Below are 22081 nucleotides of genomic sequence, written 5' to 3' on the forward strand. Positions count from 1 at the left end.
GGGAGGAAATTCAAAATGGCTAAAGCTAAATACGAAAGAACAAAACCTCATGTTAATATAGGAACAATAGGACACGTTGACCACGGTAAAACTACATTAACAGCAGCAATAACAAAAACATTATATGACAGATACCAATTAGGAGAAGCGGTAGATTTCGCAAACATAGATAAAGCTCCAGAAGAAAGAGAAAGAGGAATCACAATATCAACAGCACACGTTGAGTATGAAACTCCAAATAGACACTACGCACACGTTGACTGCCCAGGACATGCTGACTACGTTAAGAACATGATAACAGGAGCAGCTCAAATGGACGGAGCAATATTAGTTTGTTCAGCAACAGATGGACCAATGCCACAAACAAGAGAGCATATACTATTATCAAGACAAGTTGGTGTACCATATATAGTAGTATTCTTAAACAAATGTGACATGGTAGATGACGAAGAGTTATTAGAACTAGTAGAAATGGAAGTAAGAGATTTATTAACAGAATATGATTTCCCAGGAGATGATACTCCAATAATAAGAGGATCAGCATTAATGGCATTAGAAGATCCAAAGAGCGAATGGGGAAATAAAATAGTAGAATTATTTGAGCAAATAGATGAATATATACCAGCACCAGAAAGAGATACTGACAAACCATTCTTAATGCCAGTAGAAGACGTATTCTCAATCACAGGAAGAGGAACAGTTGCAACAGGAAGAGTGGAAAGAGGAGTATTAAAAGTACAAGACGAAGTAGAATTAGTAGGATTAACAGAAGCACCAAGAAAAGTAGTAGTAACAGGAGTAGAAATGTTCAGAAAATTATTAGACCAAGCACAAGCAGGGGATAATATAGGAGCATTATTAAGAGGAGTACAAAGAAACGAAATAGAAAGAGGACAAGTACTAGCAAAAACTGGATCAGTAAAAGCACACACAAAATTTACTGCAGAAGTATATGTACTTAAAAAAGAAGAAGGTGGAAGACATACACCATTCTTTGATGGATATAGACCACAATTCTATTTCAGAACAACAGATGTAACAGGAGCTTGTAAGTTACCAGATGGAATAGAAATGGTAATGCCTGGAGATAACGTAACAATGGAAGTAGACTTAATAAACTCAATAGTTGTAGAAGAAGGATTAAGATTCTCAATAAGAGAAGGTGGAAGAACAGTAGCTTCAGGAGTTGTTGCTACAATAATCGAATAATCTTTTACTAAGCTAATTGATTTCATATAAAAAAAGAGGGGGTTCAACCTCTCTTTTTTGTTTTTTGTTGACAAGTAGCAATAAAGCATATATACTAAACTAGTGCCTTGAGATAGATTAATAATCAAGTTTAAGGTTATAATGTTGTAAGAGAAAATAAAATTGAAAAAAACATAAAAAAAACTTGAAAAAATGTAACAGATGATATAAAATATAATAGTGTGCTTGAGAGATTAAGAAAATAAGAATTAAATCCTAGTGAAATACGAACTGATATCGATTTGAAAGTTACAACACACCCGGAGCAGTGTATCGGTATTGGTTGTACGCAACTTGAAAATTAAACACGTGATAAAGGAGGGAAAACAAAATGGCTAAGAATGAAAAAATAAGAATAAGATTAAAATCATATGATCACAAATTATTAGATTTTTCAGCAGGTAAAATAGTTGAAACTGCTAAAAAGGCTGGATCACAAGTTTCAGGACCTGTGCCTCTACCAACAGAAAAACAAATTGTAACTATATTAAGAGCTGTACATAAGTACAAAGACTCTAGAGAACAATTTGAAATAAGAACTCATAAAAGACTAATCGACATAGCTAATCCAACACCTAAAACAGTTGACTCATTAATGAGATTAGACTTACCAGCAGGTGTAGATATAGAAATAAAATTATAAGAACCCCTAAGATATTATCCTATAGGTAACTATCTTAGAATGATTACTTCTAAAATGATGTAATCCGCTGTAAGAATTATAGGAGGTGCTAATATGAATGGAATATTAGGAAAAAAAGTTGGTATGACTCAAATATTCACTGATAAAGGTGTAGTTATACCTGTAACAGCTGTTGAAGCAGGACCTATGGTCGTTACTCAAATAAAAACAGTTGATAAAGATGGATACAATGCTATACAAATAGGTTTTGAAGATGCTAAAGAAAAATCTTTAAACAAGCCTAAAAAAGGACACTTAGCTGCTGCTAATGTTTTAAAGAAACATTTAAAAGAGTTTAGAGTAGATTCTGTAGAAGGATACACAGTTGGACAAGAAATAAAAGCTGATGTATTTGAAGCAGGTGCAAAAATAGATGTTACTGGAATAAGTAAAGGTAAGGGATTCCAAGGTCCAATAAAAAGACATGGACAAAGTAGAGGTCCTGAATCTCACGGTTCTAGATACCACAGAAGACCAGGTTCAATGGGAGCTTGTTCTTACCCAGGTAGAGTATTTAAAAACAAAAAATTAGCTGGACACATGGGAAGCGTAAAGGTAACAGTTCAAAACTTAGAGGTTGTTAAAGTAGATGCTGATAAGAACCTTATATTAGTTAAGGGAGCTATACCAGGAGCTAAAGGTTCAGTAGTAACTATAAAAGAAGCTGTAAAGGTTTCTAAATAATGACTAACCTAGAGAAAGGAGGAATAACAATGCCAAAATTAAATGTACTAAATATTAGTGGACAAAACGTTGGAGAAATAGAATTATCAGATTCTATATTTGGCGTAGAAGTTAATGGACATGTTTTATATGAAGTTGTAAAAAATCAATTAGCAAATAAGAGACAAGGAACTCAATCTGCTAAAACTAGAGCAGAAGTTAGAGGTGGCGGAAGAAAACCTTGGAAACAAAAAGGAACAGGTAGAGCAAGACAAGGTTCTACAAGATCTGTACAATGGGTAGGTGGAGGAGTTGCTTTTGCACCTAAACCAAGAAGTTACAAATATACATTACCTAAGAAGGTAAGAAGATTAGCTATGAAGAGTGCTTTATCTTCAAAAATACAAAATAGTGAAGTTATAGTATTAGATGCATTAAACATGGATGCTCCTAAAACTAAAGAATTCGCTCAAATATTAAATAATATAAATGCTGCTAAAAAAGCTTTAGTAGTTATAGCTGATAAAAATGATAATGTAATAAAATCAGCTAGAAATATAGAAGGTGTTCAAACTGCATTAGTTAATACTATGAATGTATATGATATATTAAAATATGATTCATTTATAATAACTACAGATGCTGTTAAAAAAGTGGAGGAGGTGTACGCATAATGACTAATCCACATGATGTAATAATAAGACCAGTTGTAACTGAGCACAGTATGGCTGAAATGGGTGAAAAAAAATACACTTTTGTTGTGGCTAAAGATGCGAACAAAACTGAAATAAAAAAAGCAGTAGAAAAAGTATTCGGAGTTAGTGTTGATAAAGTAAATACTTTAAACTACGATGGAAAAGTTAAAAGAATGGGTAGAACTCAAGGAAGAACAGCAAGCTTTAAGAAAGCAGTAGTTAAATTAACTGCTGATAGTAAAGAAATAGAATTCTTCCAAGGAATGTAATATTATAACAAACGAAGGAGGGAAAACAGATGGCTATAAAAAAGTTTAGACCAACTTCTCCTGCCTTAAGACAAATGACAGTTTTAGTTTCTGAGGAAATAACATGTAACCAACCAGAAAGATCTCTTTTAGTTAACTTAAAGAAAAATGCTGGTAGAAACGTACATGGTAGAATAACTGTTCGTCATAGAGGTGGAGGACAAAAAAGAAAATATAGAATAATAGATTTTAAAAGAGATAAAGATGGTATACCTGCTAAGGTTGCTACTATAGAATATGATCCAAACAGAACTGCAAATATTGCATTATTAAACTATGCTGATGGAGAAAAAAGATATATATTAGCTCCAGTTGGAATCAACGTTGGAGATACTATCTTATCAGGATTAGGTGCTGATATAAAACCAGGAAACTGTTTAGCATTAAAAGATATGCCAGTTGGTACTATCATTCATAATATAGAATTAAAGCCAGGAAAAGGAGCTCAATTAGTTAGATCTGCTGGAGTTTCTGCACAATTAATGGCTAAAGAAGGAAAAAATGCTTTATTAAGATTACCATCAGGCGAAATGAGATTAGTAAGCATAAACTGTAAAGCTACTATAGGACAAGTTGGAAATATAGAGCACGGTAATGTAGTTATTGGTAAAGCAGGTAGAAAAAGACATATGGGAATAAGACCTACTGTAAGAGGTTCTGTAATGAACCCTAATGACCATCCACACGGTGGAGGGGAAGGTAGATCTCCAATAGGTAGACCATCTCCTGTTACTCCATGGGGTAAACCAGCTCTTGGATACAAAACTAGAAAGAAAAACAAAGCTTCAAATAAATTAATAGTATCAAGAAGAACTAAGTAGTAAATTTATTTTTGCTCGGAAAGGAGGAATATAAATGTCAAGATCAACTAAAAAAGGGCCTTTTGTCCATGCAAGACTTTTAAAGAAAATAGAAGCTATGAATGCTAGTGGAAGTAAAGAAGTTATAAAAACTTGGTCAAGATCTTCAACTGTATTTCCACAAATGGTAGAAAACACTATAGCTGTTCATGATGGAAGAAAACATGTTCCAGTATATATAACAGAAGATATGGTTGGACACAAATTAGGTGAGTTCGTTCCTACTAGAACTTTCAAAGGACATAAGGATGACGAAAAATCTAATAAGAGAAAATAATTAAATTATGACTAAGAAAGGAGGAATAACAATGGAAGCAAAAGCTACTGCTAAATATGTACGTGTATCACCAAGAAAAGCAGGCCAAATCTGTGACCTTGTTAGAGGAAAGAATGTTGATGAAGCATTAGCGATATTAAAGTTCACTCCAAGAGGAGCAGCTTCAATAATAGCTAAAGTTGTAAAGTCAGCTAAAGCTAACGCAGAAAACAATCACGAAATGGATACTGAAAAATTATATATAGCATCAATAGTTGCTAATCAAGGGCCAACAATGAAGAGATTCATGCCTAGAGCTATGGGTCGTGCAACTACAATAAGAAAAAGAACTTCTCATATAGAGGTTGTTGTGAAAGAAAAAAAATAATTAATAGATAGGAGGGAAAATAATGGGTCAAAAGGTTAATCCACACGGCTTAAGAGTCGGTGTTATAAAAGATTGGGACTCAAGATGGTTCGCTACTGATAAAAAAGAGTTCGGAAACTTATTATTAGAAGACCATAATATACGTAAATTCTTAAAGAAAAGATTATACTCAGCTGGAGTTGCTAGAATAGAAATAGAAAGATCAGCTAACAAAATAAAAATGGACTTACATGTTGCTAAGCCAGGAGTAGTTATAGGAAGAGCTGGTGCTGGAATCGAAGCATTAAAAGTTGAATTAGAAAAAATGACAAAGAAAAGTATAATAGTTAACATAGTAGAAGTAAGAAGTACAGATAAAAATGCTCAATTAGTAGCTGAAAATATAGCTTTAGCTATAGAAAGAAGGGTTGCTTTCAGAAGAGCAATGAAACAAGCTATACAAAGAGCAATGAAATCTGGTGCTAAAGGGATAAAAGTTTCTGCTTCAGGAAGATTAGGTGGAGCTGAAATGGCTAGAACTGAAGGTTATAGTGAAGGAAATGTGCCACTACAAACTTTAAGAGCAGATATAGATTATGGTTTCGCTGAAGCTGATACTACTTATGGAAAAATAGGTATAAAAGTTTGGGTATGTAATGGTGAAGTTTTACCAACTAGAGATGGTGTAAATCCAAGAGAAGAAAGCAGAAAGAGCGACAGAAGAGACAACAAGAGAGATAACAGAAGAAACGATAGAAGAGGAAATGATAGAAGAGGAAACGATAACAGAGGAAACTACAGAGGACAAAAACCTCAAGGTGGACAAAGACCTCAAGGTGGATCAAGACCTCAAAGAACTGAAAACAAAGGAAATTAATAATAGTTAGGTTCAAGGAAGGAGGAAAAATACTCATGTTAATGCCAAAAAGAGTAAAGCGTCGTAGAGTTCATAGAGGAAGTATGGCTGGGCAAGCTCATAAAGGTAACAAAGTTACTTATGGTGAGTTTGGATTAGTAGCTTTAGAAGCTTCTTGGATAACTTCTAATCAAATAGAAGCTGCCAGAATCGCGATGACTAGATATATAAAAAGAGGGGGAAAGGTTTGGATAAAAATATTCCCTCATAAACCAGTAACAAGAAAACCAGCAGAAACTCGTATGGGTGCAGGGAAAGGTTCTCCAGAATATTGGGTAGCTGTAGTTAAGCCAGGAAGAGTTATGTTTGAATTAGCAGGTGTTTCTGAAGATAAAGCAAGAGAAGCTATGAGACTTGCTGCACATAAATTACCAATCAAATGTAAATTTGTTAAAAAAGAAGATTTAGAAGTAAAGGGTGGTGAATAGGATGAAAGCTAAAGAATTAAGAGATTTAACAAGCGAAGAGCTAATGAACAAATTAAACGACTTCAAAAGTGAATTATTTAGCTTAAGATTCCAATTAGCTACTGGTCAATTAGAAAATACAGCTAGAATAAAGTTTGTTAAGAAGGATATAGCAAAAGTTAAAACTGTTCTTGCTGAAAGAAAGTTATACGAAACTAGAGCTTAATTTGGAAAGGAGGCTTTTTAAACATGGAAAGAGGAAGAAGAAAAGTTAGAATAGGCCGTGTTGTTAGTGATAAGATGGATAAAACAATAGTAGTAGCTGTTGAAGAATTCGTACGTCATCCACTATATAACAAACGTGTTAAGAGAACTAAGAAATTTAAGGCTCATGATGAAAAGAATATATGTAACATCGGAGATAGAGTTAAAATAATGGAAACTAGACCTTTATCTAAAGATAAGAGATTCAGACTAGTTGAAGTTGTTGAGAAAGTTAAGTAGTTTTTGAAGAAGGAGGGATTACGATATGATACAACAAGAATCACGTCTAAGAGTTGCTGATAACTCAGGAGCTAAAGAACTTTTATGTATACGTGTTCTAGGCGGAAGTAAAAGAAGATATGGTAACATAGGCGACGTTATAGTTGCTACTGTTAAAAGTGCAACACCTGGTGGAGTTGTAAAAAAAGGTAAGGTTGTTAAAGCTGTTATAGTAAGAAGCAAACAAGGCGTAAGACGTAATGACGGAAGCTATATATCTTTTGATGAAAATGCTGCTGTTATAATAAAGGACGATAAAACTCCAGTAGGAACTCGTATATTCGGGCCTGTTGCTAGAGAGTTAAGAGACAATGAATTCATGAAAATAGTTTCTCTTGCTCCAGAAGTACTATAATTAAGGAGGTGCAATAGGACATGATGCGTGTTAAAAAAGGTGACACTGTTGTAGTTATAGCAGGTAAAGATAAAGGTAAAAAAGGTTCAGTTTTAAAGGTATACCCTAAAGCTGATAAAGTATTAGTTGAAGGTGTAAACGTAATAACTAAACATCAAAAACCAAGTGCTATGAACCAACAAGGTGGAATAATAAATAAAGAAGCCCCAATACACATATCTAATGTAATGCCATTTGATCCTGAAACAGGAAAAGGCGTTAGAGTAAGATATGAAGTAAAAGATGGGACAAAAGTAAGAGTATCAGCAAAGAGCGGAAAAGAATTATAATAAATATTGCTTGAAAGGAGGGACCTTAAATGGCTTCTAGATTACAAGAAAAATACATGAAAGAAGTTGCTCCTGCTTTAATGGAGAAATTTGGATATAAAAACGTAATGGAGATACCTAAGTTAAATAAAATAGTTATTAACATGGGTATAGGTGACGCTAGAGAAAATCCAAAAGGATTAGAAAAAGGCGTTGAAGAATTAGAAATAATATCAGGACAAAAGCCTGTTATAACTAAAGCTAGAAAATCTGTTGCTAACTTCAAACTAAGAGAAGGAATGCCAATAGGAACAAAAGTTACATTAAGAGCTGACAAAATGTTCTACTTTATGGACAAATTAGTATCAGTTTCTTTACCAAGAGTTAGAGACTTTAGAGGTGTTAACCCTAATGCTTTTGATGGTAGAGGAAACTATGCTTTAGGAGTTAAAGAACAATTAATATTCCCTGAAATAGAATATGATAAAATTGATAAAGTAAGAGGAATGGATATAATATTCGTTACTACAGCAAAAACTGACGAAGAAGCTCGTGAATTATTAAAATTATTAGGAATGCCATTTTCTAAGTAAGCAAAGGAGGGATTCCCGTGGCTAGAAAAGCGATGGTTGTTAAACAACAAAGAAAGCAAAAGTACGCTACTAGAGAATACACTAGATGTACTATATGCGGAAGACCGCATTCAGTTTTGAAAAAATTTGGTATATGCCGTATATGCTTTAGAGAATTAGCTTATAAAGGTCAAATACCTGGTGTTAGAAAAGCAAGCTGGTAGAAGCTTGATTAGAATGGAAGGAGGGCTACAAAATGACAATGACAGATCCAATTGCAGATATGCTTACTCGTATAAGAAATGCTAATGTTGTTAAGCATGAAACTGTAGATGTTCCAGCTTCTAATATGAAGAAAGAGTTAGCTAGAATCTTATTAGAAGAAGGTTTCATAAGAGGTTATGATGTTATAGAAGATGGAAAACAAGGTATCATAAGAATACAATTAAAGTACGGACAAGAAGGCGAAAGAGTTATCACAGGTCTTAAGAAAATATCTAAGCCTGGTATGAGAGTTTACGCTGCTAACCACGAAATACCAAAAGTATTAAATGGATTAGGAATATCAGTAATATCTACTTCAAAAGGAATATTAACTGACAAGCAAGCTAGAAAAGAAAATGTTGGTGGAGAAGTAATCTGCTACGTTTGGTAATCAATATGAACAATGTAAGGAGGTGCGACCATGTCAAGAATAGGTGTTAAGCCAATAATAATACCAGCAGGTGTTGAAGTTACTATAGCTGAAGGAAATTTAGTTACAGTAAAAGGTCCAAAGGGAACTTTAACTAAACAATTAAGTGCTGAGTTAAATATAAAAAAAGAAGAAAATACAATAATGGTTGAAAGACCAACTGATAATAAAAAACACAGATCTTTACACGGATTAACTAGAACTTTATTAGATAATATGGTTGTAGGTGTAAATACTGGTTTCGAAAAGAAATTAGAACTAAAAGGTGTTGGATACAGAGCTCAAAAACAAGGAAAGAAATTAGTTATGAACTTAGGTTTCTCTCATCCAGTTGAAATGGAAGATCCAGAAGGAATAACTGTTGAAGCTCCAAACCAAACTGAGTTAATAGTAAAAGGTATAGACAAGCAATTAGTAGGAAACTATGCTGCTAAAATAAGAGCTTGGAGAAAGCCAGAGCCATACAAAGGTAAAGGTATAAAATACGTTGATGAAGTAATCAGACGTAAAGAAGGAAAAACTGGTAAAAAATAATACCAAAACTTAAACGCTAGAAAGGAGTGAGCTAGGTGTTAAAAAAGGCTGATAAAAATGCTAATAGACTTCAAAGACATAAGAGAGTTCGTAGAAAAATAAGCGGTACTGCTCAAAGACCAAGATTATGTGTATTTAGAAGTGCTAACAATATATATGCTCAAATAATAGATGACACAAACAGAGTAACTCTAGTTGCTGCATCTTCTTTAGAAGCAGAAGTTAAGAGTGCTGTTAATCATACAGGAAATAAGGAAGCAGCTAAGAAAGTTGGAGAATTAGTTGCTAAAAAAGCTGTTGAAAAAGGAATCACTGAAGTTGTATTTGACAGAGGTGGATACTTATATCATGGAAGAATTCAAGAATTAGCTGAAAGTGCTAGAGAAGCTGGTCTTAAGTTCTAATACGAAGGAGGGAAAAATACATGCTACGTCGTAAGCCGATAGATGCAGGACAACTTGACTTACAAGAAAAAGTTGTTGAAGTAAGACGTGTTACTAAGGTTGTAAAAGGTGGTAGAAACTTCAGATTTGCAGCGTTAGTAGTTGTTGGAGATGAAAACGGACACGTTGGTATAGGTGCTGGGAAAGCAATGGAAGTACCAGACGCTATAAAAAAAGCAGTTGAAGATGCTAAGAAAAATCTAATAGTAGTGCCAATGGTTGGGACTACAATTCCTCACGAAGTACGCGGACACTTTGGTGCTGGAAATATATTAATAATGCCTGCTGTAGAAGGTACAGGTGTAATAGCTGGGGGACCTGCTAGAGCCGTACTTGAGTTAGCTGGACTAAAAGACGTTAGAGCTAAATCTTTAGGATCTAACAATCCAAGAAATATGGTAAATGCTACAATAGAAGGACTTAATTCTCTAAAAACAGTTGAAGATATAGCTAAACTTAGAGGTAAAAAAGTTGAAGAACTTCTAGGGTAAGGAGGTAGTGTAAAATGGCTAAATTACAAATAAAATTAGTTAGAAGTGTTATAGGAACTACTCCTAACCAAAAAAAGAATGTTGAAGCGTTAGGATTAAGAAAAAGAGAACAAGTTGTTGTAAAAGAAGACAATGCTCAAATAAGAGGTATGATAAAAAAAGTAAGTCATTTATTAGAAGTAACTGAAATAGCTGAATAATTTTTAAAAAGTAGTGCAAGGAGGTGCAATCCATGAAGTTACATGAGTTAAAACCTGCTGAAGGTGCAGTAAGAGCTAAAAGAAGATTAGGTAGAGGTACTGCAACTGGACAAGGTAAAACTGCAGGACGTGGACAAAAAGGTCAATGGTCTCGTTCTGGTGGTGGAGTAAGAGTAGGGTTCGAAGGTGGACAAATGCCACTAGCTAGAAGACTTCCTAAGAGAGGTTTCAATAACATATTTAAGAAAGTTTACACAGAAGTTAATGTTGAAGTTTTAAATAGATTTGAAAATGGAACAGAAATAACTGCAGAATTATTAAAATCTACTAAAACTATAAGCAAAATAGGTAAAGATGGAATTAAAATCTTAGGTGAAGGTAATTTAGAAAAAGCTTTAACTGTTAAAGCTGCTAAATTTACAGCTTCAGCTCAAGAAAAAATAGAAAAAGCTGGTGGAAAAGCAGAGTTAGTATAATAACCTGCTAATCTCCTAGCCAGTACAGGCGGGGTGAATTAGCGTGCTGTCAAAATTAAAACAAGCTTGGAAGATTAAAGCAGTAAGAAAAAAAGTAATGTATACACTTATGATGATCGTGATATTCAGAATAGGTACTACAATACCAGTTCCAGGTATAGACACTAGTATTATACAAAAGATGGTAGGCGGCAATAGTCTACTTTCTCTGTATAATATGTTTACTGGTGGAGCATTTAGTAACTTTTCACTATTTGCTTTGGGTATAAGTCCATATATTACTGCATCAATCATAATACAGCTTCTAACAGTAGGTTTTGAAAGTTTAGCAGAACTTCAAAAATCTGGTGAAGAAGGAAAGAAAAAAATCAATAAGTACACTAAATATACAGCACTAGCTCTAGCAGTTGTACAAGCTTTGGGAATTACATTAGGAATTGTAAGAAGTGCTTTAATATCAAATAGTGTGTTTTTTATCACAACTGTTGTAATAACATTAGTTTCAGCAAGTATGTTAGTAATGTGGATTGGGGACAAAATTACCGAAAAAGGAATTGGTAATGGTAGTTCAGTAATAATATTTGCAGGTATTATATCAAGAATACCAACAGATGTTATTAAAATCGCACAACAAGTTAAATCTGGTCAAGTTGCACCTTGGGTAATAATACTTCTAATTGTAGTTATATTACTTACAGTTACAGGAGTTACATTTATACAAGAAGCTACTAGAAAGATACCTGTACAATATGCTAAAAGAGTTGTTGGAAGAAAAATGTATGGAGGACAAAGTTCTCATATACCAATGAAAGTTAACCAATCAGGAGTTATGCCTATAATTTTTGCTAGTTCACTTTTAGCTTTTCCACAAACAATAGCTATGTTTATGGGGGCAGATGCTCAAGCTTTTGTTCAAAAATACTTAAGTATGGCAACAGAACAAGGATTTTGGACATACAGATCAATTGAAATTCTACTTATAATTTTCTTCTCATATTTTTATACAACTGTATCATTCAATACAGAAGATATATCTAAAAATATGAAAAATAATGGTGGATTTATACCAGGTATCAGACCAGGTGAACCTACTATGGATTATTTAAATAGAATCTTAACAAGATTAACTTTAGCTGGAGCTACTTTCTTAGCAATAATTGCTATGGTACCAGCTCTTACAACACATTATATGAATGTAAATATGAGTCTAGCTGGGACTTCATTGCTAATCGTTGTTGGGGTTGCTTTGGAGCTTAAGAGACAGTTAGAGTCAAACTTAGTTATGAGAAGCTATCAAGGTTTCTTAAAATAAAATGGAGATGGATAATATGAGAATAATATTACTTGGACCTCCAGGTGCTGGTAAAGGTACTCAGGCGGCAGGAATAGTAGAAAAATACAATATACCTCATATATCAACAGGAGATATATTCAGAAAGAATATAAAAGAGGGAACAGAACTTGGAAAAAAAGCTAAAGAATACATGGACCAAGGTTTATTAGTACCAGATGAGTTAACTGTAGGTTTAGTTACTGATAGAATATCTCAAGAAGACTGTAAAAATGGATTTATGTTAGATGGATTTCCAAGAAATGTAGCACAAGGTGAGCATTTAGATGTATTCTTAAAAAATGCTGGTATAGTACTAGATAAAGTTGTCAATATTGAAGTTGATAAGAGTATATTAGTATCTAGAGCAGTTGGTAGAAGAATATGCAAGTCTTGTGGAGCTACTTATCATGTTGAGTTTAATCCTCCTAAAGTAAAAGGTGTATGTGATGTATGCCAAGGAGAATTATATCAAAGAGCTGATGATAATGAAGAAACTGTATCTAAGAGAATACAAGTTTATCTAGATGAAACTAAGCCTTTAGTAGATTATTATAACAAACAAGGTATAATAGCTGATATAAAAGGTGACCAAGCAATAGATAAAGTATTTGAAGATATTGTTGCTGCTTTAGGAAGTGGAAAATAAATGATTATCTTGAAATCAAAGAAAGAAATAGAACTTTTAAGAGAAGCAGGCAAAATTGTTGCTGATACTCATGAAGTTTTAAGAAATGCTATTTCTCCGGGAATATCTACTTTAGAATTAGATAAAATAGCTGAAGAGAATATAAGAAAATACAATGCTGAACCATCTTTTAAAGGATATGGAGGTTTTCCAGGAAGTATATGTGCTTCTATCAATAGAGAAGTTGTACATGGAATTCCAGGTGAGACTCTATTAAAAGAAGGAGACATTGTAAGCTTAGATATAGGAGCCTATTATAAAGGATATCATGGTGATTCTGCGAAAACTCATGGAGTAGGCATGATATCTGAAGAAGATAGGAAATTAATAGAAGTAACTAGAGAAAGCTTCTATGAAGGAATAAAATTTGCTAAATTAGGATATAGACTTTCAGATATCTCACACGCAGTACAAACACACGTTGAGAAACATGGTTTCTCAGTAGTTAGGGATTTGGTAGGACATGGAGTTGGAGCAAATCTTCATGAAGATCCACAGGTACCTAATTATGGACTCCCAGGAAAAGGACCAAGACTTAGAGAAGGAATGGTTATTGCTATAGAGCCAATGGTTAATGCAGGTCGTTATCATGTAAAGACTCTATCAGATGGGTGGACGACTGTTACAATAGATGGAAAAAAATCAGCTCATTATGAGCATACGATAGCAATTACTGAACATGAACCTTTGATATTGACAAAGTTGTAAATTAAGAAGTAGGTGAAAAAAGTGCTATCAGATAATTTAAGTATAGGTCAAGTTGTTAAGGTTTCATTAGGTCGAGATCAAGGAAATTTATTTTTCGTAGTCAAGATAATTAATAATGAATATGTATTAATAGCTGATGGAAAGAAAAGAAAACTTGACAAACCTAAGTTAAAGAAAGTTAAGCACTTAAAAAAATATAATTTTATTAATGATGAAGTTAGAAAAAGAGTAGTATCTGGACAAGAGATTACAGATTCTTTTTTAAGAGCTGAACTTACTAAGTTAAATTAGACAATTTAACTTATTGAAATGGAGGGCTGGTTAGTTAATGGCCAAAAAAGATGTTATAGAATTAGAAGGTACAGTTTCAGAAGCTTTACCTAATGCTATGTTTAAAGTTAAATTAGAAAATGGACATGAGATATTATGCCACATTTCTGGAAAGCTAAGAATGAACTTCATAAGAATTCTTGAAGGTGATAAGGTGAATGTTGAACTTTCTCCATATGACCTTACAAGAGGAAGAATCACTTGGCGTAAGAAGTAGACTATCTTGATATTTAGTCTAAGGAGGGATTAATAATGAAAGTTAGACCATCAGTAAAACCAATATGTGAAAAATGCAAAGTAATAAAAAGAAAAGGAAAAGTAATGGTTATCTGTGAAAATCCAAAGCATAAGCAAAAACAAGGATAAGAAATTATTACTAGTATTTTGTTAAATTTTATAGTATAATACTATATTGTGATGTTAACAAAAGAACGTTAAAATCGTTGAACAATCTGACGTAGGATTGATATATGATATGAAGTTTTAAACACTAAAAACTATGTGTAGGAGGTGCGATCATGGCAAGAATAGCTGGGGTAGATTTACCTAGAGAAAAAAGAGCGGAGATAGGCTTAACTTATATATATGGTATAGGTAAAGCAACTGCTAACGAAATATTAGCTAAAGCTGAGATAAATCCAGATACAAGAATAAAAGATTTATCAGAAGATCAAGTTAATGAGTTAAGAAAAGTTATAGATGACGATTTCTTAGTTGAAGGTGACTTAAGAAGAGAAATTGCTTTAAACATAAAGAGATTAAGAGATATAAAATGTTATAGAGGAATTAGACATGGTAAAGGTCTTCCATTAAGAGGACAAAGAACTAAAACTAATGCTAGAACTAGAAAAGGTCCTAGAAAAACAGTATCTCGTAAAAAGAAAAAATAATTAAATAATAATTAGATGAAGGAGGGAAAAGGAAAATGGCTAAACCAAAAAAGAAAGTTACACGTGTTAGAAGAAGAGAACGTAAAAATATAGAACGTGGTCATGCTCATATACAGTCAACTTTCAACAATACAATAATAACTTTAACTGACGTTCATGGAAATGCTATATCTTGGGCAAGTTCAGGACAATTAGGATTCAAAGGATCAAGAAAATCAACTCCATTTGCATCTCAAATGGCTGCTGAAACAGCTGCAAAAGCTGCGATGGAACACGGATTAAAAAGTGTTGAGGTATTCGTAAAGGGGCCAGGTTCAGGAAGAGAAGCTGCTATAAGAGCTTTACAAGCAACTGGACTAGAAGTAACTATGATAAAAGACGTTACTCCAATCCCACATAACGGATGTAGACCACCAAAGAGAAGAAGAGTGTAATTAATAAGAGTACAAATAGGAGGTGTAGATAAATGGCAAGATATACAGGTGCATCATGTAGACAATGCCGTAGAGAGGGAATGAAATTATTCCTTAAAGGTGATAGATGTTATACAGATAAATGTGCTATAGTTAAAAGAAACTATGCTCCAGGTCAACATGGCCAAGGGAGAAAGAAAGTTTCTAACTATGGATTACAATTAAGAGAAAAACAAAAAGTTAAAAGAATATATGGAGTTTTAGAAACTCAATTTAGAAATTTATACGAACGTGCTGAGAACATGCCTGGAAAATCAGGTGAGAACTTATTAAGTTTATTAGAGAGAAGATTAGACAATGTAGTTTACAGAATGGGACTAGCATCTTCTAGAAAAGAAGCTAGACAATTAGTAACTCATGGTCATTTCACTTTAAATGGAAATAAAGTAGATATAGCTTCATTAACAGTTAAAGTTGGAGATGTGATAGAAGTTAAAGAAAAATCAAGATCTTCTGCAAAATTCAAAAATTTAGTAGAAGTTAACTCAAGAATAGCTCCTAAATGGTTAGAAGCTAATGTAGAAGGAATGACAGCAAAAGTAGTTGGTGTTCCAACAAGAGAAGATATAGATCTTGAAATAGCAGAGCACTTAATCATAGAACTTTACTCTAAATAATAAGCACACTTTTAAAAATTATTTTAAAATTTTGTTTACCCTCAGTGGATTACTGAATTTTAAGGAGGGTTTTGTCCATGATAGAAATAGAAAAGCCAAAAGTAGATATAGTTGAGCTTAGCGAAGACTATAGATATGGTAAGTTTGTTATAGAACCTCTAGAAAGAGGATATGGAATAACTATAGGTAACGCACTAAGAAGAATATTATTATCATCTTTACCAGGTGTAGCTGTAAATGCTATAAAAATAGATGGAGTTCTTCATGAATTCTCTACAATACCTGGTGTTAAAGAAGATGTTACAGAGATAATATTAACTTTAAAAGAGCTTTCAGCAACTATAGATGGTGAAGGAAGTAGAACACTTAAAATAGAGGCTCAAGGACCATGCTCTATCACAGGTTCAGATATAATCTGTCCTCCAGATGTTGAAATATTAAGCAAAGACTTAGCAATAGCTACATTAGATGATAATGCCAAGTTTAATATGGAAATATTTGTAGATAAAGGTAGAGGTTATGTTTCTGCTGAAGAAAATAAAACAGAGAATGTTCCAATAGGTGTTTTACCTGTGGATTCAATATATACTCCTGTTGAGAAAGTTAGTTATCATGTAGAAAACACAAGAGTTGGTCAAAAAACAGATTATGATAAATTAGTACTAGAAGTTTGGACTAATGGTAGTATAAACCCTCAAGAAGGTATATCATTAGCTGCAAAAGTATTAGTTGAGCATTTAAATCTATTTATAGACTTAACTGAACATGTAAGTAGTGTTGAAATCATGGTAGAAAAAGAAGAAGATCAAAAAGAAAAAGTTCTTGAAATGACTATAGAAGAATTAGATTTATCAGTTAGATCATACAACTGTTTAAAGAGAGCGGGAATTAATACAGTTGAAGAATTAGCTAATAAGTCTGAAGACGATATGATGAAGGTTAGAAACCTAGGTAAAAAGTCATTAGAAGAGGTAATACAAAAACTAGAGGAACTTGGGCTAGGTTTAAAACCAAGTGAAGAATAGCGAGCAAAGGAGGGATAAGAATGGCTAAGTACCGTAAATTAGGACGTGAAACAGCTCACAGAAACCTTATGTTAAGAAACTTAGTAACTTGTTTACTAAGAAGTGGAAGAATAGAAACTACAGTAACTAGAGCTAAAGAAACTCGTAGAATGGCTGAAAAGATGATAACTCTTGCTAAAAGAGGAGATCTTCATGCTAGAAGACAAGTTTTAGCTTATGTTATGGATGAAACAGTAGTTAATAACTTATTCACAGATTTAGCTCCAAAATATGCTGAGAGAAATGGTGGATACACTAGAATAATAAAAATAGGGCCAAGAAAAGGCGATGCTGCTGAAATGGCTTTTATAGAATTAGTATAGTAAGGAAAGGATTAGGCTTGATGGCTTAATCTTTTTTTTATTTTTTTGACTAAGGTGTGATATAATAATGTGTAAAATGATTTTTATAAGTTATTGCTTACTAAAAGGAGTATGAATTAATGGATAATATAATAAAAGTAAACAATATTTCATTTGAGTATATTACAGATGAAGCAAAACTTAAAGCAATAGATAATTTAAGCTTGGATGTTAAAAAGGGAGAATTTGTTGCGATAATAGGACATAATGGTTCTGGTAAGTCTACTTTATCTAAAAACTTAAATGCTATTCTTATGCCTACAGAAGGAAATATTCTCATTGATGGAATGGATACCAAAGAAGAAGAAAGATTATGGGATATAAGACAAACAGCAGGCATGGTATTTCAAAACCCAGATAATCAAATTGTTGCCACAATAGTAGAGGAAGATGTAGCTTTTGGTCCTGAAAACTTAGGCATAGAGCCAAAAGAGATAAGACGTATTGTAGAAGAGTCTTTAAAAAGTGTAGGTATGTATGATTTAAGAGGTAGACAACCACATTTGTTATCAGGTGGTCAAAAACAGAGGGTTGCAATAGCAGGTATAATTGCAATGAGGCCTAAGTGTATAATATTTGATGAAGCAACAGCGATGTTAGACCCATCTGGAAGAAAAGAAGTTATGAAAACAATAAAAAGACTTAATAAAGAAGAAAATATAACTGTTTTACATATAACGCACTTTATGGAAGAAGCTGTAGAAGCTGATAGAGTTGTCGTTATGGAGAAAGGTAAGAAACTTTTAGAAGGGACTCCTAAAGAAGTATTTAGTAAAATAGATATGTTAAAGGAAATCGGTTTAGATGTGCCTTGTATGACAGAGTTGTCTAGTTTATTAATAGAAGAAGGTATAAATATTAGTAGTGATATATTAACTGTGGATGAGATGGTGATGGAATTATGTCAATTATAGTAAAGAACTTAACACATATATATAATGAAGGGATGCCTTTTGCAAGTAAGGCACTTGATGATGTATCTTTTGAAATTAAAGATAGAGATTTTGTTGGACTTATAGGTCATACAGGTTCAGGAAAGTCTACATTGATACAACATTTAAATGGACTATTAAAGCCTTCCTCAGGAGAGATTTTTATAAATGATTTTAATATAACAGATAAGAATTTAAACCTAACTGAGATAAGGAAAAGAGTAGGTGTTGTATTTCAATATCCAGAATATCAATTATTTGAAGAAACAATTGATAAAGATATAGCTTTTGGACCCGCTAATTTAGGTCTAGAAGAGGCTGAAATACATAATAGGGTAAAAGCATCGATGGAAGCCGTAGGACTTGACTATGAGGAATTTAAAGATAAATCTCCATTTGAATTATCAGGAGGACAAAAACGTAGAGTTGCAATAGCTGGAGTTATAGCAATGAATCCAGAAGTACTTATATTAGATGAGCCAACTGCGGGTCTTGACCCTGGTGGAAGAGATGAAATTTTCAATTTAATAAAAAACTTACATGAAAAAAACAATATGACTATAATATTGTCATCACATAGTATGGATGATATGGCAAAGTTGGCACAAACTTTAATTGTTATGAATCATGGAAAAATAGAATTTATGGGTACTCCTAGAGATGTATTTAAATCAAATGCTATTAAATTAAAAGAAATTGGTTTAGATATTCCACAGGTTTTAGAACTTGCATTGAAATTAAGAGAACAAGGTTTTGACATTAGTGAAGACATATTGACTTTAGAAGAAGCAAAACAGGAAATATTAAGAGTTGTGAGAGGGCGAGGATTATGTTAAAAGATATAACTATAGGGCAATACTACCCAACAAGTTCTGCTATTCATAAATTAGATCCAAGGATAAAACTTGTAGCAACAATTGTATTTATGGTATCTATATTTGTAGTAAATAAATTTTGGCCTTATATGATAGTTTTATTATGTTTATTAGGTATGATAAAGTTAGCTAATATACCAGTTAAGTATATTGTTAAGGGTGTAAAGCCTCTTAAGTGGATTATTTTATTTACATTTATTATAAATATTTTTTTCTTACCAGGTGATGAGATATGGTCATTTGGATTTTTAACGATAACAAGTCAAGGTTTGAGACAAGCAATTTTTATGGCAATAAGACTTATATTTTTAGTAATTGGGACATCATTACTTACTTTAACAACTTCACCAATAGAATTGACAGATGGTATAGAGAGATTATTGAATCCCTTTAAGAAAATTGGTTTACCAGTTCATGAGCTTGCAATGATGATGACAATTGCTTTGCGCTTTATTCCGACATTATTGGACGAAACAGATAAAATAATGAAAGCTCAGATGTCTAGAGGTGCAGACTTTGAAAGTAAAAATCTTATAAATAGAGCTAAAAATCTAGTACCTCTTTTAGTTCCACTATTTGTTAGTGCATTTAGAAGAGCAGATGAATTAGCTATGGCTATGGAAGCTAGATGTTATAGAGGTGGGCACAATAGAACAAAAATGAGGGAGTCTGTTATAGTAAAAGCAGATTATATAGCATGTGTGTTTCAAGTTATTTATTTAGGATTAATCATAGCTACTAGATTTATAGCGATTTAATAGAAGCATATATAGATGAGGTAAAATATGAGAAATATAAAGATTACAATCCAATATGATGGTAGAAATTATTGTGGATGGCAGAAGCAACCAGATTCTCTAGGGATACAAGGTACAATTGAAAAGGCTATATATGAGATAACGAATGAAGAAGTTAAACTTATAGGGTCAGGTAGAACTGATTCAGGAGTTCATGCTCTTGCACAAACTGCAAATTTTAAAATTAGTTCAAGTATAAGTATAGAAAGTATACCAATGGCACTAAATGCTAAATTACCAAAAGATATATCAGTTATAGAAGCATGTGAAGTTAATGATGATTTTCATTCAAGATACAGTGCAAAAGGAAAAACATATAAATATTTAATATATAACAGTAAGTTTAGACATCCAATACTTAACAACATATCATATCAAGTAAAGTACGAACTTGATTTTGATAAAATGTGTATAGAATCAAAAAGCCTATTGGGTACACATGATTTTAAAGGTTTTATGAGTTCTGGTTCATCTGTAAAAGATACAATACGAACAATATATGATATAAATATAAAAAAAACAGATGATTTAATTACTTTAGAAATTAGTGGAGATGGGTTCTTATATAATATGGTGAGAATTATTGTTGGAACACTTGTTGATGTAGGTCGTGGTAGAATTAATGAATCATTTTTAGATATAATAGAATCCAAAAACAGATCAAGATGTGGACATACAGCTCCAGCACAAGGATTATTTCTTAAAAAAGTTCATTATTAACTTGACACACCAGGCTACATGTATTAAAATATATGAGAATGTGTTAATAAGTCCACTTGCCCCGGACTTGACATAAACGGTAAAAAATTTTTATGAAAAGTAGTTAAGGAGGGACAGTTATGAAAAGTTATATAGCTAAGCCAGCTGATGTACAAAGAAAATGGTACTTAGTTGATGCTGAAGGAAAAACATTAGGTCGTATAGCAACAGAAATTGCGACAGTATTGAGAGGTAAACATAAACCAACATTTACTCCTCACGTTGATGGTGGAGATTTTGTTGTTGTAGTAAATGCAGAAAAAGTAGTTTTAAGTGGAAAAAAATTAGATCAAAAATATTACAGATACCACACTGGTTATGTAGGTGGATTAAAAGAAATATCTTATAGAGATATGATGGATAAAAAACCAGAAGAAGTTATAGCACATGCTGTAAATGGTATGTTACCTAAAAACAAATTAAGAAGTAGAATGATGACTAGATTAAGAGTATTTGCAGGTGCTGAACACACTCATGCAGCTCAAAATCCAGAAGTTTTAAACTTTAAATAAGATTAATAGGTGAAAGGAGGAGTTTATAATGGCTAACGTTCAATATTATGGAACTGGAAGAAGAAAAAGTTCTGTTGCTAGAGTAAGACTAGTTGCAGGTGAAGGAAATATATTAGTAAATGGAAGAGCATTAGAAAATTATTTTAACTATGAAACATTAATAAGAGATGTTAAACAACCATTAGTTTTAACTGGTAATGAAAATAAATATGATGTTATAGTAAAAGTTGAAGGTGGAGGATTCACTGGACAAGCTGGAGCTATAAGACATGGTATATCTAGAGCTTTATTAAAAGCTGATTTAGATTTAAGACCTGCTTTAAAGAAAGAAGGTTTCTTAACTAGAGATGCAAGAATGAAGGAAAGAAAGAAATACGGATTAAAAGCAGCAAGAAGAGCTCCACAATTCTCAAAAAGATAATTATTTATTTTTTTGGAAAAGCAAAATCCTTTATTTTCTGCCATTTGGAAAATATGGGAGCATGTTAAAATGTTGGGTTTAAGTTAATTATTGATATACAATAAAATAATAAGATATCTTATTAGGATGTTTTTCAATAGAAAAACATCCTTTTTATTGTTTTAATTGTCTAATAAAAAATTACATGTTAAAGTTATTGGAATAATAGTTCTATTGAGAAATTAATAAAGAAAGTTACAGTAAATATAATTAAAAATTTTACATTTTATAAGCAATAGAATTTAGGTTATTCAATAATATAATTC

The 22081-nt window shown here is 32.6% G+C and carries 39 protein-coding genes; all 39 read left to right on the plus strand.

Annotated elements, in window-relative coordinates:
• Positions 1–15 precede the first annotated feature (15 nt).
• The 39 genes from tuf (at position 16) to rpsI (ending at position 21776) form a co-directional block, all read left to right on the plus strand.
• Positions 16–1209 carry an elongation factor Tu gene (gene tuf, locus KGF48_RS15110; RefSeq protein ID WP_227842893.1) on the plus strand — a complete coding sequence of 398 codons (1194 nt, stop codon included), beginning with the start codon at positions 16–18 and terminating at the stop codon, positions 1207–1209.
• A 370-nt stretch (positions 1210–1579) separates the two neighbouring features.
• Positions 1580–1891 carry a 30S ribosomal protein S10 gene (gene rpsJ / locus KGF48_RS15115; RefSeq protein WP_054268679.1) on the plus strand — a complete coding sequence of 104 codons (312 nt, stop codon included), beginning with the start codon at positions 1580–1582 and terminating at the stop codon, positions 1889–1891.
• 93 nt (positions 1892–1984) lie between these two features.
• On the plus strand, positions 1985–2614 hold the full coding sequence (rplC, locus tag KGF48_RS15120) for a 50S ribosomal protein L3 (protein WP_227437029.1): 630 nt from the start codon (positions 1985–1987) through the stop codon (positions 2612–2614).
• Positions 2615–2643: 29 nt separating this feature from the next.
• Positions 2644–3267 (plus strand): 50S ribosomal protein L4, encoded by a 624-nt coding sequence (rplD, locus tag KGF48_RS15125; RefSeq protein ID WP_227840674.1) that lies wholly within the window; start codon positions 2644–2646, stop codon positions 3265–3267.
• Complete coding sequence (gene rplW, locus KGF48_RS15130; RefSeq protein ID WP_003421170.1) at positions 3267–3557, plus strand: 50S ribosomal protein L23; 291 nt, start codon at positions 3267–3269, stop codon at positions 3555–3557. Before rplD ends, rplW begins: the two co-directional genes overlap by 1 nt.
• Positions 3558–3586: 29 nt before the next feature.
• On the plus strand, positions 3587–4417 hold the full coding sequence (gene rplB / locus KGF48_RS15135) for a 50S ribosomal protein L2 (RefSeq protein WP_227437027.1): 831 nt from the start codon (positions 3587–3589) through the stop codon (positions 4415–4417).
• A 34-nt stretch (positions 4418–4451) separates the two neighbouring features.
• On the plus strand, positions 4452–4733 hold the full coding sequence (gene rpsS, locus KGF48_RS15140; protein ID WP_021386634.1) for a 30S ribosomal protein S19: 282 nt from the start codon (positions 4452–4454) through the stop codon (positions 4731–4733).
• 31 nt (positions 4734–4764) lie between these two features.
• Entirely contained in the window at positions 4765–5100 is a 336-nt protein-coding gene (gene rplV, locus KGF48_RS15145) for a 50S ribosomal protein L22 (protein ID WP_009887891.1), read from the plus strand.
• A 22-nt stretch (positions 5101–5122) separates the two neighbouring features.
• Positions 5123–5956, plus strand: a complete 834-nt coding sequence (gene rpsC / locus KGF48_RS15150) for a 30S ribosomal protein S3 (RefSeq protein WP_227830333.1) — start codon at positions 5123–5125, stop codon at positions 5954–5956.
• A 35-nt stretch (positions 5957–5991) separates the two neighbouring features.
• Entirely contained in the window at positions 5992–6423 is a 432-nt protein-coding gene (rplP, locus tag KGF48_RS15155; RefSeq protein WP_003421160.1) for a 50S ribosomal protein L16, read from the plus strand.
• Position 6424: 1 nt separating this feature from the next.
• Positions 6425–6628 (plus strand): 50S ribosomal protein L29, encoded by a 204-nt coding sequence (gene rpmC / locus KGF48_RS15160; RefSeq protein WP_003421158.1) that lies wholly within the window; start codon positions 6425–6427, stop codon positions 6626–6628.
• Positions 6629–6651: 23 nt separating this feature from the next.
• Entirely contained in the window at positions 6652–6906 is a 255-nt protein-coding gene (rpsQ, locus tag KGF48_RS15165; protein ID WP_003421156.1) for a 30S ribosomal protein S17, read from the plus strand.
• 25 nt (positions 6907–6931) lie between these two features.
• Positions 6932–7300, plus strand: coding sequence for a 50S ribosomal protein L14 (gene rplN, locus KGF48_RS15170; protein WP_003421155.1), 369 nt, complete (start codon positions 6932–6934; stop codon positions 7298–7300).
• A 23-nt stretch (positions 7301–7323) separates the two neighbouring features.
• The gene (rplX, locus tag KGF48_RS15175) at positions 7324–7629 is read left to right on the plus strand and encodes a 50S ribosomal protein L24 (protein WP_227437031.1); all 306 of its coding nucleotides are present in this window, start codon (positions 7324–7326) and stop codon (positions 7627–7629) included.
• A 29-nt stretch (positions 7630–7658) separates the two neighbouring features.
• A complete protein-coding gene (gene rplE / locus KGF48_RS15180) occupies positions 7659–8201 on the plus strand; it encodes a 50S ribosomal protein L5 (protein WP_003421151.1) in 543 nt (180 codons plus the stop codon).
• Between the two features lie 17 nt (positions 8202–8218).
• Positions 8219–8404: a type Z 30S ribosomal protein S14 gene (locus KGF48_RS15185; RefSeq protein ID WP_003421149.1), complete on the plus strand. Its 186-nt coding sequence runs from the start codon at positions 8219–8221 to the stop codon at positions 8402–8404.
• A 32-nt stretch (positions 8405–8436) separates the two neighbouring features.
• Entirely contained in the window at positions 8437–8835 is a 399-nt protein-coding gene (rpsH, locus tag KGF48_RS15190; protein ID WP_003421148.1) for a 30S ribosomal protein S8, read from the plus strand.
• A gap of 30 nt (positions 8836–8865) precedes the next feature.
• Positions 8866–9408 carry a 50S ribosomal protein L6 gene (gene rplF / locus KGF48_RS15195; protein WP_003435668.1) on the plus strand — a complete coding sequence of 181 codons (543 nt, stop codon included), beginning with the start codon at positions 8866–8868 and terminating at the stop codon, positions 9406–9408.
• Positions 9409–9443: 35 nt separating this feature from the next.
• Entirely contained in the window at positions 9444–9812 is a 369-nt protein-coding gene (rplR, locus tag KGF48_RS15200; protein ID WP_227437023.1) for a 50S ribosomal protein L18, read from the plus strand.
• 20 nt (positions 9813–9832) lie between these two features.
• On the plus strand, positions 9833–10342 hold the full coding sequence (rpsE, locus tag KGF48_RS15205; RefSeq protein ID WP_227437021.1) for a 30S ribosomal protein S5: 510 nt from the start codon (positions 9833–9835) through the stop codon (positions 10340–10342).
• Between the two features lie 14 nt (positions 10343–10356).
• On the plus strand, positions 10357–10542 hold the full coding sequence (rpmD, locus tag KGF48_RS15210) for a 50S ribosomal protein L30 (protein WP_227830332.1): 186 nt from the start codon (positions 10357–10359) through the stop codon (positions 10540–10542).
• 32 nt (positions 10543–10574) lie between these two features.
• Positions 10575–11018, plus strand: a complete 444-nt coding sequence (rplO, locus tag KGF48_RS15215) for a 50S ribosomal protein L15 (protein ID WP_003421135.1) — start codon at positions 10575–10577, stop codon at positions 11016–11018.
• Between the two features lie 43 nt (positions 11019–11061).
• The gene (gene secY / locus KGF48_RS15220; RefSeq protein WP_227437017.1) at positions 11062–12330 is read left to right on the plus strand and encodes a preprotein translocase subunit SecY; all 1269 of its coding nucleotides are present in this window, start codon (positions 11062–11064) and stop codon (positions 12328–12330) included.
• 16 nt (positions 12331–12346) lie between these two features.
• On the plus strand, positions 12347–12997 hold the full coding sequence (locus KGF48_RS15225) for an adenylate kinase (protein ID WP_227840675.1): 651 nt from the start codon (positions 12347–12349) through the stop codon (positions 12995–12997).
• Positions 12998–13744, plus strand: a complete 747-nt coding sequence (gene map / locus KGF48_RS15230; RefSeq protein WP_227830331.1) for a type I methionyl aminopeptidase — start codon at positions 12998–13000, stop codon at positions 13742–13744.
• 21 nt (positions 13745–13765) lie between these two features.
• Positions 13766–14035, plus strand: coding sequence for a KOW domain-containing protein (locus tag KGF48_RS15235; RefSeq protein WP_227437012.1), 270 nt, complete (start codon positions 13766–13768; stop codon positions 14033–14035).
• 37 nt (positions 14036–14072) lie between these two features.
• Positions 14073–14291 carry a translation initiation factor IF-1 gene (infA, locus tag KGF48_RS15240; RefSeq protein ID WP_003421127.1) on the plus strand — a complete coding sequence of 73 codons (219 nt, stop codon included), beginning with the start codon at positions 14073–14075 and terminating at the stop codon, positions 14289–14291.
• 35 nt (positions 14292–14326) lie between these two features.
• Complete coding sequence (gene rpmJ, locus KGF48_RS15245) at positions 14327–14440, plus strand: 50S ribosomal protein L36 (protein WP_002509257.1); 114 nt, start codon at positions 14327–14329, stop codon at positions 14438–14440.
• A 152-nt stretch (positions 14441–14592) separates the two neighbouring features.
• Positions 14593–14964 carry a 30S ribosomal protein S13 gene (gene rpsM, locus KGF48_RS15250; RefSeq protein WP_227437009.1) on the plus strand — a complete coding sequence of 124 codons (372 nt, stop codon included), beginning with the start codon at positions 14593–14595 and terminating at the stop codon, positions 14962–14964.
• A 35-nt stretch (positions 14965–14999) separates the two neighbouring features.
• Positions 15000–15398: a 30S ribosomal protein S11 gene (gene rpsK / locus KGF48_RS15255; protein WP_227437007.1), complete on the plus strand. Its 399-nt coding sequence runs from the start codon at positions 15000–15002 to the stop codon at positions 15396–15398.
• A 32-nt stretch (positions 15399–15430) separates the two neighbouring features.
• Positions 15431–16054: a 30S ribosomal protein S4 gene (rpsD, locus tag KGF48_RS15260; RefSeq protein WP_227437005.1), complete on the plus strand. Its 624-nt coding sequence runs from the start codon at positions 15431–15433 to the stop codon at positions 16052–16054.
• A 77-nt stretch (positions 16055–16131) separates the two neighbouring features.
• The gene (locus KGF48_RS15265; RefSeq protein WP_227437003.1) at positions 16132–17079 is read left to right on the plus strand and encodes a DNA-directed RNA polymerase subunit alpha; all 948 of its coding nucleotides are present in this window, start codon (positions 16132–16134) and stop codon (positions 17077–17079) included.
• A 20-nt stretch (positions 17080–17099) separates the two neighbouring features.
• Positions 17100–17441 (plus strand): 50S ribosomal protein L17, encoded by a 342-nt coding sequence (rplQ, locus tag KGF48_RS15270; protein ID WP_003421117.1) that lies wholly within the window; start codon positions 17100–17102, stop codon positions 17439–17441.
• A gap of 119 nt (positions 17442–17560) precedes the next feature.
• Positions 17561–18394 (plus strand): energy-coupling factor transporter ATPase, encoded by an 834-nt coding sequence (locus tag KGF48_RS15275; RefSeq protein ID WP_227830327.1) that lies wholly within the window; start codon positions 17561–17563, stop codon positions 18392–18394.
• Positions 18382–19248 (plus strand): energy-coupling factor transporter ATPase, encoded by an 867-nt coding sequence (locus KGF48_RS15280; protein ID WP_227834972.1) that lies wholly within the window; start codon positions 18382–18384, stop codon positions 19246–19248. The genes KGF48_RS15275 and KGF48_RS15280 overlap by 13 nt, the downstream gene beginning before the upstream one ends.
• Positions 19242–20045 (plus strand): energy-coupling factor transporter transmembrane component T family protein, encoded by an 804-nt coding sequence (locus KGF48_RS15285; RefSeq protein WP_227436997.1) that lies wholly within the window; start codon positions 19242–19244, stop codon positions 20043–20045. Before KGF48_RS15280 ends, KGF48_RS15285 begins: the two co-directional genes overlap by 7 nt.
• A 27-nt stretch (positions 20046–20072) precedes the next feature.
• The gene (truA, locus tag KGF48_RS15290; RefSeq protein ID WP_227868217.1) at positions 20073–20804 is read left to right on the plus strand and encodes a tRNA pseudouridine(38-40) synthase TruA; all 732 of its coding nucleotides are present in this window, start codon (positions 20073–20075) and stop codon (positions 20802–20804) included.
• A 119-nt stretch (positions 20805–20923) separates the two neighbouring features.
• Positions 20924–21355, plus strand: a complete 432-nt coding sequence (gene rplM, locus KGF48_RS15295; protein WP_227436993.1) for a 50S ribosomal protein L13 — start codon at positions 20924–20926, stop codon at positions 21353–21355.
• A gap of 28 nt (positions 21356–21383) precedes the next feature.
• The gene (rpsI, locus tag KGF48_RS15300; RefSeq protein ID WP_003421105.1) at positions 21384–21776 is read left to right on the plus strand and encodes a 30S ribosomal protein S9; all 393 of its coding nucleotides are present in this window, start codon (positions 21384–21386) and stop codon (positions 21774–21776) included.
• Positions 21777–22081: the final 305 nt, after the last annotated feature.

It is taken from the genome of Clostridioides sp. ZZV15-6388 (assembly GCF_020657755.1).
Lineage (GTDB): Bacteria > Bacillota > Clostridia > Peptostreptococcales > Peptostreptococcaceae > Clostridioides.

Excerpts from the sequence above, each read along its gene's own strand:
- rplO (WP_003421135.1), top strand. The coding sequence starts at position 10,575 with ATGAAGTTACATGAGTTAAAACCTGCTGAAGGTGCAGTAAGAGCTAAA.
- rpsD (WP_227437005.1), top strand. The coding sequence starts at position 15,431 with ATGGCAAGATATACAGGTGCATCATGTAGACAATGCCGTAGAGAGGGA.
- rpmD (WP_227830332.1), top strand. The coding sequence starts at position 10,357 with ATGGCTAAATTACAAATAAAATTAGTTAGAAGTGTTATAGGAACTACT.
- rplM (WP_227436993.1), top strand. The coding sequence starts at position 20,924 with ATGAAAAGTTATATAGCTAAGCCAGCTGATGTACAAAGAAAATGGTAC.
- KGF48_RS15285 (WP_227436997.1), top strand. The coding sequence starts at position 19,242 with ATGTTAAAAGATATAACTATAGGGCAATACTACCCAACAAGTTCTGCT.
- rpmC (WP_003421158.1), top strand. The coding sequence starts at position 6,425 with ATGAAAGCTAAAGAATTAAGAGATTTAACAAGCGAAGAGCTAATGAAC.
- rpsI (WP_003421105.1), top strand. The coding sequence starts at position 21,384 with ATGGCTAACGTTCAATATTATGGAACTGGAAGAAGAAAAAGTTCTGTT.
- rplN (WP_003421155.1), top strand. The coding sequence starts at position 6,932 with ATGATACAACAAGAATCACGTCTAAGAGTTGCTGATAACTCAGGAGCT.
- rpmJ (WP_002509257.1), top strand. The coding sequence starts at position 14,327 with ATGAAAGTTAGACCATCAGTAAAACCAATATGTGAAAAATGCAAAGTA.
- rpsQ (WP_003421156.1), top strand. The coding sequence starts at position 6,652 with ATGGAAAGAGGAAGAAGAAAAGTTAGAATAGGCCGTGTTGTTAGTGAT.
- KGF48_RS15280 (WP_227834972.1), top strand. The coding sequence starts at position 18,382 with ATGTCAATTATAGTAAAGAACTTAACACATATATATAATGAAGGGATG.
- rpsM (WP_227437009.1), top strand. The coding sequence starts at position 14,593 with ATGGCAAGAATAGCTGGGGTAGATTTACCTAGAGAAAAAAGAGCGGAG.
- rpsC (WP_227830333.1), top strand. The coding sequence starts at position 5,123 with ATGGGTCAAAAGGTTAATCCACACGGCTTAAGAGTCGGTGTTATAAAA.
- rpsS (WP_021386634.1), top strand. The coding sequence starts at position 4,452 with ATGTCAAGATCAACTAAAAAAGGGCCTTTTGTCCATGCAAGACTTTTA.
- KGF48_RS15275 (WP_227830327.1), top strand. The coding sequence starts at position 17,561 with ATGGATAATATAATAAAAGTAAACAATATTTCATTTGAGTATATTACA.
- tuf (WP_227842893.1), top strand. The coding sequence starts at position 16 with ATGGCTAAAGCTAAATACGAAAGAACAAAACCTCATGTTAATATAGGA.
- rplP (WP_003421160.1), top strand. The coding sequence starts at position 5,992 with ATGTTAATGCCAAAAAGAGTAAAGCGTCGTAGAGTTCATAGAGGAAGT.
- rpsE (WP_227437021.1), top strand. The coding sequence starts at position 9,833 with ATGCTACGTCGTAAGCCGATAGATGCAGGACAACTTGACTTACAAGAA.
- rplD (WP_227840674.1), top strand. The coding sequence starts at position 2,644 with ATGCCAAAATTAAATGTACTAAATATTAGTGGACAAAACGTTGGAGAA.
- rplE (WP_003421151.1), top strand. The coding sequence starts at position 7,659 with ATGGCTTCTAGATTACAAGAAAAATACATGAAAGAAGTTGCTCCTGCT.
- rplC (WP_227437029.1), top strand. The coding sequence starts at position 1,985 with ATGAATGGAATATTAGGAAAAAAAGTTGGTATGACTCAAATATTCACT.
- rplV (WP_009887891.1), top strand. The coding sequence starts at position 4,765 with ATGGAAGCAAAAGCTACTGCTAAATATGTACGTGTATCACCAAGAAAA.
- infA (WP_003421127.1), top strand. The coding sequence starts at position 14,073 with ATGGCCAAAAAAGATGTTATAGAATTAGAAGGTACAGTTTCAGAAGCT.
- rpsK (WP_227437007.1), top strand. The coding sequence starts at position 15,000 with ATGGCTAAACCAAAAAAGAAAGTTACACGTGTTAGAAGAAGAGAACGT.
- rplW (WP_003421170.1), top strand. The coding sequence starts at position 3,267 with ATGACTAATCCACATGATGTAATAATAAGACCAGTTGTAACTGAGCAC.
- rplQ (WP_003421117.1), top strand. The coding sequence starts at position 17,100 with ATGGCTAAGTACCGTAAATTAGGACGTGAAACAGCTCACAGAAACCTT.
- rplX (WP_227437031.1), top strand. The coding sequence starts at position 7,324 with ATGCGTGTTAAAAAAGGTGACACTGTTGTAGTTATAGCAGGTAAAGAT.
- KGF48_RS15265 (WP_227437003.1), top strand. The coding sequence starts at position 16,132 with ATGATAGAAATAGAAAAGCCAAAAGTAGATATAGTTGAGCTTAGCGAA.
- truA (WP_227868217.1), top strand. The coding sequence starts at position 20,073 with ATGAGAAATATAAAGATTACAATCCAATATGATGGTAGAAATTATTGT.
- rpsH (WP_003421148.1), top strand. The coding sequence starts at position 8,437 with ATGACAATGACAGATCCAATTGCAGATATGCTTACTCGTATAAGAAAT.
- rplF (WP_003435668.1), top strand. The coding sequence starts at position 8,866 with ATGTCAAGAATAGGTGTTAAGCCAATAATAATACCAGCAGGTGTTGAA.
- rpsJ (WP_054268679.1), top strand. The coding sequence starts at position 1,580 with ATGGCTAAGAATGAAAAAATAAGAATAAGATTAAAATCATATGATCAC.
- KGF48_RS15225 (WP_227840675.1), top strand. The coding sequence starts at position 12,347 with ATGAGAATAATATTACTTGGACCTCCAGGTGCTGGTAAAGGTACTCAG.
- rplB (WP_227437027.1), top strand. The coding sequence starts at position 3,587 with ATGGCTATAAAAAAGTTTAGACCAACTTCTCCTGCCTTAAGACAAATG.
- map (WP_227830331.1), top strand. The coding sequence starts at position 12,998 with ATGATTATCTTGAAATCAAAGAAAGAAATAGAACTTTTAAGAGAAGCA.